Genomic DNA, 18,104 nt, shown 5'->3' with positions numbered 1-18,104 from the left:
GTCTTCAGAATTTCTAGGGACAACCGGTCAGCTTACACCCCCTCTGGCACGGCCCAGACACGCTCGACGTAGTCGCGGATGGTGCGGTCGGCCGAGAACCAGCCCATGCCGGCTACGTTGCGCAATGCGCGCTCCGCCCAGGCCGCCGGCTGGCGGTACAGCGCGTCGACCTGCGCCTGCGTGGCCACGTAGTCGGCGAAATCGGCCAGCAGCAGGTAGCGGTCGATGCCCAGCAGGTGGTCGATCAGCGGGCGATAGCGCTCGGGCTCGGTGGGCGAGAACAGGCCCTTGTCGATGGCGTTGAGCACGCGCTGCAGCTGGGCGTTTTCGCGCTCGAAGCGCGCCGGCTGGTAGCCGCGGGCCACCAGCTGGGCGACCGCCTCGGTGCGCAGGCCGAAGACGAACATGTTCTCCACACCCATCGCCTCGGCCATCTCGATGTTGGCGCCGTCCCAGGTGCCGATGGTGATGGCGCCGTTGAGCGCGAACTTCATGTTGCCGGTGCCCGAGGCCTCGGTGCCAGCGGTGGAGATCTGCTCGGACAGGTCCGCTGCAGGCAGGATGGTTTCGGCCAGGCTCACGCTGTAGTTGGGCAGGAAGACGAGCTTCAGCCGGCCGGCGACGCGCGGGTCATGGTTGATGATGGCCGCAATGTCATGCGCCAGGCGGATGATCAGCTTGGCCGCCTGATAGGCCGACGCTGCCTTGCCCGCGATCACCACCGTGCGCGGCACCCAGTCTTTGCCATCGGGGCCTTGCGGGTTGTCGAGGATGGCCTGGTAGCGCGCCACCACGTGCAGCAGGTTCAGCAACTGGCGCTTGTATTCGTGGATGCGCTTGATCTGCACGTCGAACAGGCTGTCCACATTGACCGCCAGGCCCAGTTCGCGCTCGATGCGGGCCGCCAGCCGCTGCTTGTTGGCCCGCTTGACCGCCATGAACTCCTGGCCCAGCGCCGGATCCGCCGCCAGGGGCTTCAGCGCGGCGAGTTGGCCCAGGTCTTTGCGCCAGGCGGTGCCGATGCGCCCGTCCAGCAAGCCGGCCAGGCCCGGATTGGCCTGCGACAGCCAGCGGCGCGGCGTGACGCCGTTGGTCACGTTGTGAAAGCGTTCGGGCCACATCGCGGCGTAGTCGGCGAAGATGGTCTGCACCATCAGTTCACTGTGCAGGGCCGACACGCCGTTGACCTTGTGCGACGCGACGATCGCCAGCGCCGCCATCCGCACCCGGCGCTCGCTGTGGTCGCTGCCTTCGTCGATCAGCGACATGCGGGCAACGCGCGAATGGTCGTGCGGGAAGCGGCGGCGCACGTCGTCCAGGAAGCGGTGGTTGATCTCGTAGATGATGCCGAGGTGGCGCGGCAGCAGCTCTTCGAACAGCGAGACCGGCCAGGTCTCCAGCGCCTCGGGCATCAGCGTGTGGTTGGTGTACGAGACGGCCTGCGTCGTGATGGCCCACGCCTGGTGCCAGGGCAGCTGGTGCTCGTCGAGCAGCAGGCGCATCAGCTCGGCCGGCGCCAACGCCGGATGGGTGTCGTTCAGATGGATCGCGTTGCGCTGGCCCAGGGTGTCCAGCGACTGGCCCTCGCGCAGATGGCGCGCGATCAGGTCTTGCAGCGAGGCACTGACGAGGAAGGCCTCTTGCTTCAGACGCAACGCACGGCCCGCGGCGGTGGAGTCGTCCGGGTACAGCACCCAGTTGAGTGAATCGGCCGCCAGTTGATGACGCGAGGCGGCCGCGTAATCGCCATGGCAGAAGGCGTTGAAGTCGATCGGGTCGGCCGCCTTGGCCTGCCACTGCCGCAGGGTCGCCACGCGCTCGCTGTGGTGGGCCGGCACGATGAAGTCATAGCCCTCGGCCACCAGCCGCTCGGCAGGCGACCAGTGGTGGCGCAGGTCGGCACCGATGCTCACGTGGCCACCGAAGCCCACCGGGTAGCGCAGCTCGGGGCGCGGCAGCTCCCAGGGCTCGCCGTGCTTCATCCAATCGTCCGGGCGCTCGATCTGGCGGCCGCCCTCGATCCCTTGGGCGAACATGCCGTAGCGGTAGCGCAGCCCATAGCCGAAGGCAGGCAGGCCTTGCTCGGCGAAGGCATCCAGGAAGCAGGCCGCCAGGCGGCCCAAGCCACCGTTGCCGAGCGCCGCATCGCTCTCGCGCTCCAGCACATCGGGCAGCGAATGACCCAGTCGTGCCAGTTGGTCGCGCAACTCGTCTTCCAGCCCCAGGGCCGCCAGCGCATTGCCCAGTGCGCGGCCCATCAGGAACTCCATCGACAGGTAGTGCACTCGCCGCGAGACGCGCTGGCCATCCGGGCCCGCATCTTCAGCCTGGGTGCGCGTCCAACGCTGGGCCAGCAGATCGCGACAGGCGGCTGCGGCAGCCCGCAGCGCCGCATCGACGGTGGTGCCCTGCGTGGCCAGGCCCAGCTCGCGCTCGAACGCAGCCCGGAACGCGGCGCGCAGCGCGCCGTCGTCGGCGGCGGAGGGGGAGCGATTCGGGGCGGTCATGGTGGTGTTCACAGTCAAGCGTGTTCCGTGTTGGCAGCGGCGTCAGAGCCTCATTGAGGCGACGCCGGTGATGGGCCCGCTGGCGGGCGCGGAATGCCCACGCGCGGCCGAGCCGCACCGTTGGCGTTGTGAAAGTATCGTGGATTTGGAGTCTGTAGTGTAGTTTGACTACACATGGTAAACCCGGAGATCGAAATAAGTTATTGATTTCATTGATTACAGGCTCAGAACATCCGTGGAATACGCGTTGTCTTGATCACGTCATGAATGTATATTCTCTACATCAAGCCGAGACTTCACCGCCTCGGCGGTCTGGTGGTGCGCGCTCAAGAAATCAGATCGAATAGCGACGCATCCCCTGGCACAACCCAGCACCCAGCGAGACAAGCCGATGCGGCCCGGCCAAGGGCCGGCTGCACGGCGCGGAGGTAAGTAAGTGGCGGACGTGAAGCTGCAAGGCGTGGCCAAGGCCTATGGCGCCGCGAAGATCCTGCACAGCATCGATCTGGAGATTCGTGACGGCGAGTTCATGGTGTTCGTCGGCCCGTCGGGCTGCGGCAAGTCCACATTGCTGCGGGTCATCGCCGGGCTGGAAGACATCACCGGCGGCACGCTGGCGATCGGCGGCAAGGTGGTCAACGACATCCCACCGGCCGAGCGCGGCATCGCGATGGTCTTCCAGAGCTACGCGCTCTATCCGCACATGAACCTGTTCGACAACATGGCCTTCGGCTTGAAGCTGGCCAAGATGCCGAAAGACGAGATCGAGCGCTCGGTGCGGCAGGCCGCCAAGATCCTGAACATCGAACACCTGCTGGAGCGAAAGCCGAAGGATCTGTCCGGCGGGCAACGCCAGCGGGTGGCCATCGGCCGGGCCATCGTCCGCAAGCCCGAGGTGTTCCTGTTCGACGAGCCGCTGTCGAATCTGGACACCGCCTTGCGCGTGCGCATGCGCTACGAGTTCGCCAAGCTCCACCAGGAACTGAAGACCACGATGGTCTACGTGACGCACGATCAGGTCGAGGCGATGACGCTGGCCGATCGCATCGTCGTGCTCTCGGCTGGCCAGATCGAGCAGGTGGGCTCGCCACTGGGGCTGTACGAACACCCCTGCAACCTCTTCGTCGCCAAGTTCATCGGCTCGCCCGAAATGAACATCCTCGATGGCACGCTGGTCTCGGCGGACGCGCTGGGCGCCACCGTCAAGCTGGCCAGCGGCGCCACGCTGCGCTGCGCGGTGAACGCCACCCGTGCCCAACCCGGCGCCCCGGTCAAGCTCGGCATCCGGCCCGAGCATCTGAAAGAAGGCGGCCAAGGCAACACCATCGAGATGAAGGTGACCTTCGTCGAATCACTCGGCGGCACCACCTACGCCTACGGCGAGTACCCCGGCGCCGACGACACGCTCACCTGCGAGTTGGACGGGCACTCTCACCCTCAACCCGGCCACGCCTTGACCCTCACCGTGCCCGAAGACCGCGCCTACCTGTTCGACGCACAGGGCTTGGCTTTCGAGCGCCACACCAGCGCAGGCCGCGCATGAGCCGAGGCAACGAGTTCGGCATGCGGTCGATGCCGGGCCAGCGTCGGCGCACAGCCGCCGTGGTGGCCTGGCTGGTGTCGCTCGCCTGGCTGGGCGGCTGCGCGCCACGGCCGGCCGACGACACCTCGGCGCTCAAGCTGCTGGTCTGGATCAACGGCGACAAGGGCTACAACGGCCTGCAGAAGGTGGGCGACGCCTTCACCGCCGAGACGGGCGTGCAGGTCATCGTCCAGCACCCTGAAGGCGCGCCGGACAAGTTCCAGGCCGCCGCCGGTGCCGGCAAGGGGCCAGACATCTTCTGCTGGCCACACGACCGGGTGGGCGAATGGGCCAAATCGGGCCTGATCGTGCCGGTGCATCCGCCGCGGCGCCTGCGCGACGAGGTGGAAGATTCGGCCTGGCAGGCATTCACCTACCGGGGCAAGACCTGGGGCTATCCGCTGGCGATCGAGGCCATCGGCCTGGTCTACAACAAGGCCCTGGTCAAGACGCCGCCGGCCACCTTCGACGAGCTGATCGCGCTCGACAAGCAGTTGCAGAAGAACGGCAAGCACGCGGTGCTGTGGGACTACAACAAGTCGTTCTTCACCTGGCCGATGCTCGCAGGCCCGGGGGGCTATGTCTTCGGTCGAACGCCCTCAGGCGACTACGACCCGAAGCAGGTGGGCGTCAACACCGAGGGCGCGCTGCAAGGCGCGCAGATGCTGGACCGCCTCATCAAGGACGGCCACATGCCCAAGGGCGCCCGTTACTCTGAAATGGAAGCCAACTTCGCCCGGGGCGAGGTGGCCATGATGATCACCGGCCCCTGGGCGTGGGACAACGCGAAGAAGGCCGGCATCGATTTCGGCGTGGCGCCGGTGCCTGGCGTGGCAGGCCATCCGGCCAAGCCCTTCGTCGGCGTGCTGGGCTGCATGGTCACTGCGCCCAGCCCGATGAAGGACGTGGCGCGCGAGTTCATCGAGAACCATCTGCTGCGCATCGACAGCCTCAAGCGCATCTCCGCCGATGTGCCGCTGGGCACCCCGGCCAACAAGGCGTACTTCGCCGAGCTGGCGAACGACCCGGCGATCCGCGCCACGATGGACAACGCCCGCGCTGGCGAACCCATCCCGAACATCCCGGAAACCCAGCGCTTCTTCCCGGCGATGGATGCCGCGCTGGAAGCCATCACCAACGGGCGACAAGCCCCGAAGGACGCTCTGGACGGCGCCGCCGCGCGCATGTTGGTCAAATGATGCCCCCACACTCCCTTCCGGTCGTTGCCCCCCGAGGGGGCTCGCGCGGCGGACCGGCGAAGCCGGTTCCGCGCACGCCACTTGGTTTGTCGGTAGCGGCAGTGTCCATGTTTGCCGTGTTGTGGTTCGCGTGGCGGCTGGCGGCAAGCGGCCAGTTGCTCGTCAGCACGGCGACGCTCGCGCTCGGCATGCTGGGGGTCTACAGCTACGCCTCGGCCACCTCGCTCGCCTGGCGCTACCTGTTCCCCGGCGTGGCAGGCATGCTGGTGTTCGCGGCCCTGCCCCTGGCCTACACGGTGCAGCTCGGCTTCACCAACTACTCTTCGGCCCACCTGCTCAGCGAGACACGCGCACGCAGCTACCTGCTGGAACAAAGCGAGGTCGACGAGGCGCACGCGATGGCCAGCACGCTGCACGCCGAAGGCTCGGCGCTACGCATCCGGTTGATCAGTGCTGACGGCAGCGAGGTGCTGCTCTCGCCACCGATCTCAACCGCCACCGACGCGCCGCTGGCCTTGGCGGCCGCTGGCGACGCGCCACTGGGCCCGGCCCTCTCGCTGCGTGACGCGCTGTCGCGCCGCGACACGGTGCGTGCACTCGTGCTGAAGAAACCCGATGGCACGCTGCTGCACTACACCGGCGTGCGCGAGTTCGGCCCGCTCAAGCCCTTGTGGACAGCGGGTGACGACGGCGCGCTGGTGCAGCAGCCTTCAGGCGTGGTCTACCGGCCCAACCGAGAGACAGGCTATTTCGAGAACGCCCAGGGCGATCACATCCAACCCGGCTTCAAGGTGGGCATTGGTTGGGACAACTACACGCGGATGATGTTCGACGCCGACTTCCGCGGCCCCTTCGTCTCGATCTTCGGCTGGACGGTGGTCTTTTCGGCGCTCACGGTGCTGTTCGCCACGCTGATCGGCATGACCCTCGCGGTGCTGCTGAACTGGGAGGCGCTGAAGTACCGCACCCTCTACCGCACGCTGCTGTTTCTGCCGTATGCGGTGCCCGGCTTCATCTCGATCCTGGTGTTCAAGGGCCTGTTCAACCAGAACTTCGGCGAGATCAACGCCATCCTCGATGCGCTGTTCGGGGTGCGGCCCGCCTGGTTCGCCGACCCGACGCTGGCCCGCGCGATGCTGCTGATCGTCAACACCTGGCTCGGCTATCCATACATCATGGTGCTGTGCACCGGCCTGCTCAAGGCCATCCCGGCCGACCTGTATGAAGCCTCGGCCATCGCCGGTGCGGGGCCGTTGACCAACTTCTTCAAGATCACCGCCCCGCTGATCGCCAAGCCACTGACGCCGTTGCTGATCTCGGCATTCGCGTTCAACTTCAACAACTTCGTGTTGATCGCGCTGCTGACCGACGGCCGGCCCGACTACCTGAACACCAGGCTGCCGGCCGGCACCACCGACATTCTGGTCAGCTACACCTACCGCATCGCCTTCACCGATGCCGGCGCCAACTTCGGCCTGGCTGCCGCGATCTCGACGCTGATCTTCATCGTCGTGGCGCTGATGTCGCTGGTGAACCTGAAGCTGACCGGCGACGCGAAACACAGGAGCTGACCCCATGGCCATCGTCACCGGCAAGCGCCAGCGCTGGCGCATCCTCGCCGCCCACGCCGGCTTGTGGGCGCTGATCGCGATCACCCTGTTCCCGCTGCTCGCGGTGATCTCGATCTCGCTGCGCCCCGGCAACTTCGCCACCGGCTCGCTGATCCCGTCGCAGATCAGCCTGGAGCACTGGAAGCTGGCGCTCGGCATCGCCCACGTCACCGCCGACGGCACCCGGATCGAGCCGCCCTTCCCGGTGCTGCTGTGGCTGTGGAACTCGGTGAAGATCGCCACCGTGTCGGCCCTGCTGATCGTGGCGATCTCGACCACGGCCGCCTACGCCTTCGCACGGCTGCGCTTCACCGGCAAGCGCGCGCTGCTCAACAGCATGCTGGTGCTGCAGATGTTCCCGGTGGCGGTGGCACTGGTCGCGATCTATGCCATCTTCGAAGGCATCGGCCAGTACCTGCCGTGGATGGGCATCGAGACCCACACCGGCCTCATCGTGGCCTACCTGGGCGGCGTGGCCACCCACGTGTGGACGATCAAGGGCTACTTCGACACGATCCCGGTCGACATCGAAGAGAACGCCAAGGTCGATGGCGCCACGCACTGGCAGGCCTTCCGCCTGGTGCTGCTGCCCATGGCCGTGCCCATCCTGATGGTGGTGTTCGTGCTGGCCTTCATCGGCACGATCATCGAGTACCCGGTGGCTTCGGTGCTGCTGCGCGAGGAGCCCAACCTCACCTTGGCAGTGGGCTCGAAGTTCTATCTCTACGATCAGAAATACCTGTGGGGTGACTTCGCCGCCGCTGCGGTGCTGAGCGGCCTGCCGATCACGCTGGTCTTCCTGGCCGCACAGCGCTGGATCGTCTCGGGCCTCACCTCGGGCGGCGTCAAGGGTTGATCAGGACAACGTCGATCAGGCCCGGCCATCCAGCGATCATCGCGGCATGAACAAACGCCACTTCCTCACCCACCTGGCGCTGGCTGCGGCCGGCGCCGCCACCGCCGGGACGGGCGGCACCGCGCTGGCCGCCACCCCCGTGAAGCAGCGCGCCAACGCCTACGACGCGGCGCTGGCCGGCGCCTTTGAAGCGCGCGAGAAGGACTGGCGCAACGGCGCCGTGGTCTACCAGGTGCTCGTCGACCGCTTCGCGCCGAGCGCGACGCTGGATGCCAAGCGCTACCTGTACCCGGCGCCCAAGGTGCTGCGCGCGTGGGACGAGCTGCCCCGCGCCGGCAAGTACCTGCCCGACGCCAAGCTGTGGAGCCACGAGATCGATTTCTGGGGCGGCGACTTGCGCAGCCTGATGGGCCGGCTCGACCATGTGCAGCAGCTGGGTGCAGACGTGCTGTACCTCAACCCCATCCACCTCGCCTACACCAACCACAAATACGACGCGCTGGACTACCAGGTCGTCTCACCCGAGTACGGCACCCGAGAGGACGTGAAGGCGCTCGCGCAGGATCTGCACGGCCGTGGCATGAAGCTGGTGCTCGACGGCGTGTTCAACCACATGGGCCGCAACGCGCTGGTTTTCAAGCAAGCCGAAGGCAGCGCCCAGAACCCGTACCGCTCCTGGTTCGTTTTCGGGCCACAGTACGAGGGTGGCGCACGCACCTGGGCGCTGGCCCAGAACCTGCCCGAGCTGAACCTCGAGAACCCGGCGGTGCGCGACCACCTCTACGCCAAGCCGAATTCGGTGGTTCGCAGCTACCTGCGTGACGGCATCGATGGTTGGCGGCTGGATGTGGCCTTCGACATCGGGCCGGAGTTCCTGGCCGAGCTGACCCGTGCAGCACACCAGGAAAAGCCCGGCTCGTTGGTGGTGGGCGAGATCGCCAACTACCCGAAGGAGTGGTTCCCGGCTGTCGATGGCGTGCTCGGCTTCACCCTGCGGCAGATCATCCTGCGAACGGTCAACGGCCAGATCGACGCACCCGCCGCCGCCCGCATGCTGGACCGCATGGTCAGCGAGACGGGCATCGAGCCGATGCTGAAGTCGTGGGTCTATCTGGGCAATCACGACACCTCTCGCCTGGCCACCGCCATCCCGGACGAGCGGCAGCGCCGGCTGGCCCAGGTGCTGCAGTTCACCCTGCCCGGCTCACCCAACCTCTACTACGGCGACGAGCTGGGCATGCTCGGCGGGGAAGACCCCGAGATGCGCGCCCCCATGCGCTGGGACCTGGCCACGGCCGACAACGCCGCGCTCGACTGGACGCGGCGGCTGGTGAAACTGCACCGCGGCGAGCGCGCGCTGCGGGTGGGCAACTTCCGGCTGCTGGAAAGCCAGCGCCTGCTCGCCTTCGAACGCTTCACCGACCGCGCCCGAGATGCGGTGCTGGTGATCACGAACCCCAGCCTGCAGGACGTGACCGACACCGTGCTCATCCCTGATTCGAAGATCATGGACGGCACCCGCCTGGTCGACCAGCTCGGCACCTGGACCGGCGAGCCCTTGCGCGTGCAGGCGGCGTTGCTGCAGGTCACCCTGCCGCCTGGCGGCACGCTGGTACTCAAGCCCGATGTCTCCCCACCCGGCGGCTACACCAACTACAAGCGGGTGCAATGAGCGTCAGAGCACGGTGCCGGCTCGGCCGGCTGGTGGGCGTGGCGCTGCTTTGGACGGCCGCCTCCCACGCGCTCGCCGAGGGCGCCACACCGGCACCATGCTCTGCAGACCCCCTGGCCGGCCGCGCCCTCTATCTGCGCGGCAGCTTCAACGCCTGGGCCGCCAGCGACAGCCATCGCCTGCGCTGGGTGTGCGATCGCTACGTGCTGGTGACACGGCTGACCGGCGAGCAGCGCTTCAAGCTCGGCGACGAAGCCTGGTCGCCCGACGCCGACCTGGGCCAGGGAGCCGGTGCGCTGCTGCGGCGCCAAGGGCCTGACATCTCTCGCCGTTTCAACGGCCTTCACCGCATCACTTTGAAGATGACCGCCGACGCCTCCGCACCGCCCCGCCTCGACATCGAAGACTGCCCCAGCGCCGCGCCCCCCTTTGGCGACACCGTGCTGTACCTGCGCGGCACGATGAACAACTGGGCCGCGCTGGACGAGTACGCGCTTCAGTACAGCTGCGACGCCTACTACCTGAACACCCGACTGAAGGGTCGATACGAGTTCAAGCTGGCGGACGCGGCCTGGACGCCCGGGCTCACCTCTGAGGGGCACACGCTGGAGTTCGATGGCGAGCAGACACTGCGCGCCGTCATCGTGGCCGAGCGCCCCTTGATCAGCCTGGGGCCGAAGAGCTTTGCCGATCCGAACGCACGTCCGGTCGAGCACCCCGTGGCGCAGAGCCTGCGCTTCGATTCGCGCGCACTGGCCCACAAGACCCCCTTCGGCGCGGTGGTGGAACACACGCCGATCGACTGGGCCGTCGAGGCCCTGCCGGGCGTGAGCCGCCTGACGCTCGTGGTGGAGCAACGCCGCCTTGAAGGCAACCAGGAGGTGCTGGAGTACCTGCCAGTGGCCCGCGTGCCGATGCAACGCCATGCGGCAGGCAGCGGCGGCACCGAGCGCTGGACGGCCACCCACCGCTTCGGCACCAAGGCCGTTTACGGCTATTGGTTCGAGGCAGAGATCGATGGGCAGATCTTCGTGCTGCAGAACAACGCCGAATCGATCTTCTGGACGCGCGAGAAGGGCAGCCACGGTCTGGGCGAGGTGGCGCCCTTGCCGGCGCGCACCAGCTCGATCCGCCGCTTTCGGCAGACGGTGTACGACGCCGGCTTCCAGGTGCCCGACTACGCGGCGGACCTCGTCTACTACTACATCTTCCCCGAGCGCTTTCGCAACGGTGACAAGCGCAACGACCCCAAGCCGGGCCGCGACCACTACCAGGACCACACCGTGGAACTGCACAGCCGCTGGACCGACAAGCCCTGGAAGCCCGGCACTGGCGATGGCTCGGACGAGGTCTACAACAACGACTTCTTCGGCGGCGACCTGGCCGGCATCATCGACAAGCTCGACTACATCCGCGACCTCGGCGCCAACGCGATCTACATGACGCCGATCTTCAAGGCGGCGAGCAACCACAAATACGACACGGCCGACTACCACCAGGTCGATCCCGCCTTCGGAACCAACACCGATTTCGAACGCCTGTGCCGCGAGGCCGCACGTCGCGGCATCCGCGTGATTCCCGATGCCTCGCTGAACCATGTCGGCAGCGACTCCGTCTACTTCAACCGCTACGGCCACCACGGCGACCAGGGCGCTTTCCAGAACGGCCGCATCCATCCGGCCTCGCCCTATGCCGACTGGTTCAGCCTGGATCCGACCCCGTCGGACCCTGACCAGCAGTTCAAGGGATGGGTGGGCGTGCGCGATCTGCCCGAGCTGAACAAGGCTTCACCGGCCTGGCGGCGCTTTGCCTACGGCGACCGGCAATCGGTGATGAAGGTCTGGCTCGACCGGGGTGCGGCCGGCTGGCGCATGGACGTGGCGCCGTGGGTGCCCGATGACTTCTGGCGCGAATGGCGCGCCGCGATCAAAGCCCATCGGCCCGACGCACTGACGATCGCCGAGACCTGGTTCGACAGCTCGAAGTACTTCCTCGGCGATGCCTTCGACTCGACGATGAACTACGTCTTCCGCAACACGTTGCTCGAGTACGTGAATGGCGGGCACGCGGCGCTTCTGTACCGCAACCTCGAAGCCTTGCGCGAGGCCTATCCGCCGCAAGCCTTCCATGCCCTGATGAACCTGCTGTCCACCCATGACCAGGCGCGCTCGCTGCATGTCTTGGGGTGGACCGATGGCGCCGACGACGCTGCGATCACGCTGGCCAAGCGGCGCTACCGATTGGCCTTGCTGTTCCAGATGACCTACCCGGGAGCCCCGGCGGTGTACTACGGCGACGAGGTCGGCGTCACCGGCGGCGACGACCCGTACAACCGCGCCACCTACCCGTGGGCCGACGAAGGCGGCCAGCCGGACGAGGCGATGCGGGCGGAAGTCAAGCGCTTGATCGCGCTGCGACATCAGCACCCCGTGCTGCGACGCGGCAGCCTCGATGCACCGTTGTGGACCGACGCCCACGCCATCGTGCTCGCGCGGCGCCTGGGCGACCAGTGGGCCATCGCCGCCACCAACAATGCGGACGCGGCCCACGCCGTGACCGTCGAGCTGCCCCGGGGCGCGCCACGCCGCTGGGCTGACGCGCTGGCCCCGGCTGCGCACCCGATCGAGATGGACGAAAAGCGTCGCCTGACGCTGAACCTGCCCGCATTGGGTGGCACGGTGCTGCTATCGTCACCTGAATGACTCCAGCTCCGCCGCGGCCGCGGTTGTTCACCCTCACTTGGCCGCTGTTCGTCGAATTCCTGCTCGGCATTGGCGTCGGCATCGTGGGCACCGCGCTCGCGGCGCGCGTGTCCGACGCCACCGGTGCGGCCTTCGCGCTGTCGAACCAGATCTTCGCCACGCTGTTCATCGTCTTCCGCATCGTCGGCGCAGGCGTGGGCGTGGTGATCACCCAGAACCTCGGCGGCGGCCAGCGCGAAGGGGCCGACCGGGTGGCCCGCGCCGCGCTGGGCGCCAGCACCTGGATGGGCGGCGCCACAGCCCTGCTCGCCGGCTTCGGCGCGTTGCCGATGCTGCGGCTGATGAGCGCCCCGCCCGAGGTGCTGCCGCTGGCGGTGCCGTTCCTGACCACACTGGCGCCGGCCCTGCTGTTCGATGCCTGGAACGCCTCGATGGCCGGCGTGATGCGCGCGCACCTGCGCACCCGCGACACGCTGGCCGTCATCATCGCGATGCACGCCTGCCATCTGGGCCTGGCCATCCCGCTGATGACTGGTGCGGGCCCCCTGCCCGCACTCGGCCTGCCGGGCTACGCGCTGGCGCTGGGCGCCAGCCGGGTCATCGGCGTGGGCCTGCACCTGTGGCTGTGGCGTTTGCGTCTGGGGCTGGTGCCGCACTGGCCGGATTGGTGGCGGGCATCGCGGCGCGAGTTGGGCGCGATCCTGCACATCGGCGTGCCCGGCGCGGCCGAGAACATCGCCTACCGACTGGCCTTCATGGTGAGCGTGTCGGTGGCCGCCCACCTGGGCGCCCAGGCGTTGGCCACCCAGGCCTATGCGTCGCAACTGATGTACGGCGTGCTGCTGTTCGGCCTGGCCACCGGGTTGGGGGTGGAGATCCTCGTGGGCCACCAGATCGGGGCCGGCCATTGGCACGAAGCCCACAAGCTGGTACGGCGCGCGTTGGCCCGCGGCCTGCTCGTCAGCGTGTCGGTGGCCACCGTCGTGGCCCTCACCGCCCCCTGGCTGCTGCGCCTGTTCACGCAAGACCCCCAGATCCTCGCGGCTGGTCAGGTGGTGCTGTGGATCACCATCGTGCTGGAGCCCGGCCGCACCTTCAACCTCGTCGTGATCAACGCGCTGCGCGCCGCCGGCGACGCACGCTACCCCGTCGCCGTGGGCTCGATTTCGATGCTCATCGTGCTGGCCGGCGGCAGCTGGCTGCTGGGCATCCACTTCGGCTGGGGGCTGCCTGGCCTGTGGATCGCCTACGCCGCCGACGAATGGATACGCGGCCTGCTGATGTGGCGCCGCTGGGCCACGCTGGGCTGGCTGCCGCACGCACGGGCGGTGCGACGGCGGCTGAGGGCGGCCAAGTCAGGGGGCTGAGCCCGTCCCCCGCAGGCCGCGGGCCCTTCAGGGCCGTCAGCGCCGTCAGAGCCGCGAGGCCCTGCAGTGCTTGTCGATGTAGGCCTGGTGGTCGGGCATCACCTCGACGCACTTGGCGATCACCTCGCGCACCCCTTCGAGGTACTCGGCGATGGCGTCTTCCGGCTGCAGATCGACCAAGGGGTGGTAGCGCTCGGGCACGAGGTTCTGCCCCTCGAAGACCTGTAGCCAGCTGAACTCGGTGAACAGCTCGTTGTCGATGCGCACCATGCGCCCGTGCGTGCGGAACAGCTCGATCTTGTGCGCCAGGGAATCCGGGATGGGCATCTCCGCGCACGCCTTCCAGAATGGCGAATCGTCTCGCTGGTTCAGCTTGTAGTGCAGGATGATGAAGTCGCGGATGCGCTCGTATTCGAAGCGCGACTGTCGGTTGTATTCGGCCACGTCGACCGGATTGAAGCCGCGGTCCGGGAAGTAGTCGATCAACCGCTGGATCGACGATTGGATGAGGTGGATGCTGGTGGACTCCAGTGGCTCCATGAAGCCACTCGCCAGGCCGATCGCCACCACGTTCTTGTTCCACGCCTGGCGTCGCATGCCGGTGGTGAAGCGGATCGGCCGGGGATCGGCCAGGGGCTTGCCGTCGAGATTCGCCAGCAATGCGGCGGCCGCTTCATCGTCCGTGGTGAACTGACTGCAATAGACATGGCCGTTGCCCGTGCGGTGTTGCAGCGGAATGCGCCACTGCCAGCCGGCACGGTGCGCGGTCGAACGGGTGTAGGGCGTCAGGGTCGGGGCGGATTCGCAAGGCACCGCCAGTGCACGGTCGCATGGCAGCCAATGGGTCCAGTCTTCATAGCCGGTCTGCAGCGCCTGCTCGATCAGCAGCCCACGGAAGCCGGAGCAGTCGATGAACAGGTCGCCCTCGACACGCTGCCCGCCCGCCAGCACGACCGCGTCAACGTGGCCGTCGGTTGGCCGTTGCGACACGCTGTCGATGCGGCCTTCGAAGCGCCGCACGCCACGGCTCTCGGCCAGCCCGCGCAGGAAGCGCGCGTACAGACTCGCATCGAAGTGGTAGGCATAGGCGATGTCACCGAGCGGTGAGTTGGGCAGTTGAGGCTGCGGCGGCAAGAACTTGTTCTGCCGGCTGGCCATGCGGGTGATGCAGTACTGCTCCAGCGGCTGGGCCCGGCCCAGGGCGCGCATCTTCTGCCAGTACTGGTCGAATCGCACGGTCCACAGATCCTGTCCGATCTTGCCGAAGCCGTGCATGTAGCGGTCGCCCACCCGGCCCCAGTTGACGAACTCGATGCCCAGCTTGAAGCTGCCCTGCGTTGCCTTGATGAACTCGGCCTCGTCGATGCCGACGATCTTGTTGAACAGCTGGATCATCGGGATCGTGGCTTCGCCCACGCCCACGATGCCGATCTCATCGGATTCGACGAGTCGGATGTCGTAGCGGCCCTTCATCGTCGTGGCCAGGGCCGCGGCGGTCATCCAGCCGGCGGTTCCCCCACCGACGATCACGACGGTCTTCAACAGGTCGGTCTGCATCTTCTGCACTTCAAATGGAACGGGGGCCGATGGCCCCCGGGGTGATCCGCGCGGGGATGGACGGGGCTGACAGCAGCCACCCCTTCCACCGCGCCTCGCTCCGATCGATCAGAACTTGTAGTTCACACCGACCAGGAACGACTTGCCGAACTTCTTGCGGTTGGTGATGTTGCCGTTCTGCGCATCGTATTCCGCATACTCGGCGTTCGTCAGGTTGTTGCCCTGGGCAAGGATCGAGAAGCCCTTCAGGAAACCCCAGTCGAACTCGTAGGCGGCCTGGACATCGACCTGCGCTTCGCCCTTGACATAGACGAGCTGGGTTTTGTCCTGGTAGTCGGAGATCGAACCCAGATAGCTCGAGCGCTCACGACGGGCCACCGCCAATTGCAGACCGTACTTCTCGAAGTACAGGCGCAGGTTGGTGACCTCCTTCGACAGGCCGGGCAGCGGGATGCTCGGGGTGTTCACGTTCTGGCCCGAGAAGCCCGACGACGGCAGCTTCACCGAGCTGTCGGTGTTCGAGTAGTTGGCCATCACACCAAAGCCGTCGAGCCAGCTGCTGACCATCGAGAACGGCACGTTGACCGACAGCTCCACCCCGCTGATCGTGCCGCCCTTGCCGTTGGTGGGCAGGGTGATCAGACCCAAGGTTCCGCTGTCCGGCGTGCCGCTGCCCGGGGTGACGTACGACGCGAAGTCGAACACCTCGCGGGTCTTCAGGATGTAGGTGTCGAGGTCCTTGTAGAAGCCCGCGATCGAGACGTAGCCCTTCTTGCCGAAGTACTTCTCGTAGGAGAGGTCCAGCGCGTTGGCGCGGAAGGGTTCGAGGTTCGGGTTGCCACCTGAGCCGTTGAAGTAAGACGGGCCATCATCGGACTTGACGCTGAAGTCCACCGTGGCCTTCATGTCTTCCATGTTCGGCCGGGCGATCAAGCGGCCCAGGCCGAGGCGCAGGACGTTGTCGCCACCCAGATCGGCCGCGAGGTTCAAGCTCGGCAGCACGTCGGTGAAGCTGTGGCTGGCCGACACGGCCGAGTAATCGCAGCTGTGGGTGCCGCCATTGCAGCTCGCCTGGTCCACGCGGAAGCCAGTGGCAGATTGGCGGGTGCCGACCAGTTGAACGCCCACGTTGCCTCGCAGCGCAATGCCGCCGATCTCGCTCTCGATGTCGCCCTTCAGGAAGACGGTGCTGACGTTCTCCTTCACGCCCCAGGTCTTGCCGACGATGTCGTGGTCAGACCAGGGATTGAGCTGGAACACCGAGCCGAGCGAGCCCGACGGGTTCCAGTTCAGCGTGGGGATGCCGGTCAGGCCGCCGACGCCGACCGTGGGGTTCGGCATGTCGGCAAAGACGAGCCGGTCCACCACGTTGCCATTGGCGTCCAGCGCGCCGGGCAGCACCAACGCGCCTTCGCGGGTGACGCGGTCCTTGGTGCGGGAGGAGATGTTCAGGCCACCATTGAACGAGACGATCGGGCCCCAGCTGATTTCGCGGCCCAGCGCGAACTTCAGTGCATCGATCTTGTCGGTGGTGGTCGGGTTGGCGTAGTAGCCGTCCTGCACGCCATTGGCGCCGGCCCAGCCCTGCACGTCCGTCAGCTTGATGAGGTTCGGATCGGCGTAGTTCAGACCGGTGCTGTACTTCACGTCAGCCAGGTTGCTGCCATTGAAACCAGTCCAGGAGATCGTGTCTTCGGCGTTGTAGGCGTTGCCAGCGATGCCGGCGGTGGTCTCGAAACGCTCCGAGACCTTCTTGACCTTCGAGTGCGACAGGTCGAAGTTCAGCTTCCAGTCGCCGGCCTTGAAGGTGTTGCCCCAGCCGATGGAGGTGAGCTCGTCTGAGTAGTCCTCGTTGTGGTTGCGGATGACCCCCTTCCAGTTCTCGAAGCTGCCTGCCGTGACGACACCATTGCTGATAGTGGCATCGACCAGCCGGCCGCCCTGATCGTTGGCACCGGCCGACAGGCCGCCGACCGGGCCTTCCAGGCCGCGCTTCATGACCGAGAAGTTGCCCTTGGAATAGAGCACATCGAGCGTGGACTCGAACTCCTTGCTGGGCTTGAACTGCAGCACCGCCAGCGCGGCGTCGCGCTTGAAGTCGGTCGTCTCGATGTCGGTGGTGAAGCCGCCAGGCACCTTCGCGCAGGTGCCGGGTGGCGTCCACGAATCGGGCGCGCCATCCGGCTTGTTGCAGGCGCTGGTGGTGTTGGTCGCGGTGTCATACAGAGGCACCCAACCGCCCCAGGTGTTGAAGTTCGGCCGGCCGCCGCCCTTGTTCTCCTGGTGGGTGTAGCCCAGCGCAATGCCCAGCTTGCGGTCGGCGAACTGATCGATGTAGGACAGCGAGAGCCGGTCACCACTGCCCGTGCCGAAGCCTGGCTTGTTCTCGGCCTTGCTGGTCGATTCGTGGCGGTAGTTCACCACCACGGCGCGTTCGCCGAAGTTGAGTGGGCGCACCGTCTGCATGTCGGTGGTCGACGACAGGCCCTGGCCCATCAGCGAGGCGTCGGGCGTCTTGTAGATGACGATGCTGCCGAGCAGTTCGGCGGGGTATTGGTCGAATTCGACGCTGCGGCTCGACCCGGTCGATGCCTGCTCGCGGCCGTTCAGCAGGCCACCGTTGAAGTCCGGCGCCATGCCCCGCACGCTGATCTGCTGCGCACGGCCGGTCACGGTGCTGCGCTGCGTGGTGACGCCAGGCAGGCGGGAGATCGACTCGGCCACGCTCAGGTCGGGCAGCTTGCCGATGTCTTCGGCCGACACCGCTTCGACGATGGCGTCGGCGTTCTTCTTGATCGCGATCGCGGCCTCGATGCCTTTGCGGATGCCGGTCACGGTCACGGTCTGGACTTGGTCTTCGGCCGCCTTGTCGGCCTTGGCCGGCTCGCTTTGCGCGTAGGCGGCGCCGGTCGTCAGGACCAGCGCCGAGCACGCCGCTGCCACCGGGTGGATCTGGAAGGCGCTGCGCGGCGCATGGCCCTGCCGGCCAGCCTTGCGCTTCTTGTTGGTCATTGTCATGGGGGGACTCCTCAAGCTCTCTTGGAACACACAC

Annotated in this window: 10 protein-coding genes; 7 read left to right on the top strand and 3 right to left on the bottom strand. The window is 66.9% G+C overall.

The genetic code is table 11. The features are described from left to right. Window positions 1-32 precede the first annotated feature (32 nt). On the bottom strand, window positions 33-2,507 hold the full coding sequence (locus tag AACH06_RS12225) for a glycogen/starch/alpha-glucan phosphorylase (RefSeq protein WP_341425976.1): 2,475 nt from the start codon (window positions 2,505-2,507) through the stop codon (window positions 33-35). A 436-nt stretch (window positions 2,508-2,943) separates the two neighbouring features. On the opposite strand from AACH06_RS12225, the gene AACH06_RS12220 reads away from it, so the two are divergent. The 7 genes from AACH06_RS12220 (at window position 2,944) to AACH06_RS12190 (ending at window position 13,495) form a co-directional block, all read left to right on the top strand. After that, a complete protein-coding gene (locus tag AACH06_RS12220) occupies window positions 2,944-4,050 on the top strand; it encodes an ABC transporter ATP-binding protein (protein ID WP_341425975.1) in 1,107 nt (368 codons plus the stop codon). Then, entirely contained in the window at window positions 4,047-5,288 is a 1,242-nt protein-coding gene (gene malE / locus AACH06_RS12215) for a maltose/maltodextrin ABC transporter substrate-binding protein MalE (protein ID WP_341425974.1), read from the top strand. The genes AACH06_RS12220 and malE overlap by 4 nt, the downstream gene beginning before the upstream one ends. Before the next feature lie 86 nt (window positions 5,289-5,374). Further along, complete coding sequence (gene malF, locus AACH06_RS12210; RefSeq protein WP_341425973.1) at window positions 5,375-6,859, top strand: maltose ABC transporter permease MalF; 1,485 nt, start codon at window positions 5,375-5,377, stop codon at window positions 6,857-6,859. Between the two features lie 4 nt (window positions 6,860-6,863). Beyond that, window positions 6,864-7,754: a maltose ABC transporter permease MalG gene (malG, locus tag AACH06_RS12205; protein WP_341425972.1), complete on the top strand. Its 891-nt coding sequence runs from the start codon at window positions 6,864-6,866 to the stop codon at window positions 7,752-7,754. 46 nt (window positions 7,755-7,800) lie between these two features. Beyond that, entirely contained in the window at window positions 7,801-9,426 is a 1,626-nt protein-coding gene (locus tag AACH06_RS12200; protein ID WP_341425971.1) for an alpha-amylase family glycosyl hydrolase, read from the top strand. Further along, the gene (locus AACH06_RS12195) at window positions 9,423-12,128 is read left to right on the top strand and encodes a glycoside hydrolase family 13 protein (RefSeq protein ID WP_341425970.1); all 2,706 of its coding nucleotides are present in this window, start codon (window positions 9,423-9,425) and stop codon (window positions 12,126-12,128) included. Before AACH06_RS12200 ends, AACH06_RS12195 begins: the two co-directional genes overlap by 4 nt. Further along, window positions 12,125-13,495: an MATE family efflux transporter gene (locus AACH06_RS12190; protein WP_341425969.1), complete on the top strand. Its 1,371-nt coding sequence runs from the start codon at window positions 12,125-12,127 to the stop codon at window positions 13,493-13,495. The genes AACH06_RS12195 and AACH06_RS12190 overlap by 4 nt, the downstream gene beginning before the upstream one ends. A gap of 45 nt (window positions 13,496-13,540) precedes the next feature. On the opposite strand, the gene AACH06_RS12185 is transcribed toward AACH06_RS12190, so the two are convergent. Both AACH06_RS12185 and AACH06_RS12180 read right to left on the bottom strand, forming a co-directional pair. Further along, a complete protein-coding gene (locus tag AACH06_RS12185; RefSeq protein ID WP_341425968.1) occupies window positions 13,541-15,052 on the bottom strand; it encodes a tryptophan halogenase family protein in 1,512 nt (503 codons plus the stop codon). A 108-nt stretch (window positions 15,053-15,160) separates the two neighbouring features. Next, window positions 15,161-18,070 carry a TonB-dependent receptor gene (locus tag AACH06_RS12180; RefSeq protein WP_341425967.1) on the bottom strand — a complete coding sequence of 970 codons (2,910 nt, stop codon included), beginning with the start codon at window positions 18,068-18,070 and terminating at the stop codon, window positions 15,161-15,163. Window positions 18,071-18,104: the final 34 nt, after the last annotated feature.

Source organism: Ideonella lacteola, from assembly GCF_038066555.1.
Lineage (GTDB): Bacteria > Pseudomonadota > Gammaproteobacteria > Burkholderiales > Burkholderiaceae_C > Ideonella > Ideonella lacteola.
This window is presented reverse-complemented; position numbering and strand designations above follow the sequence as displayed.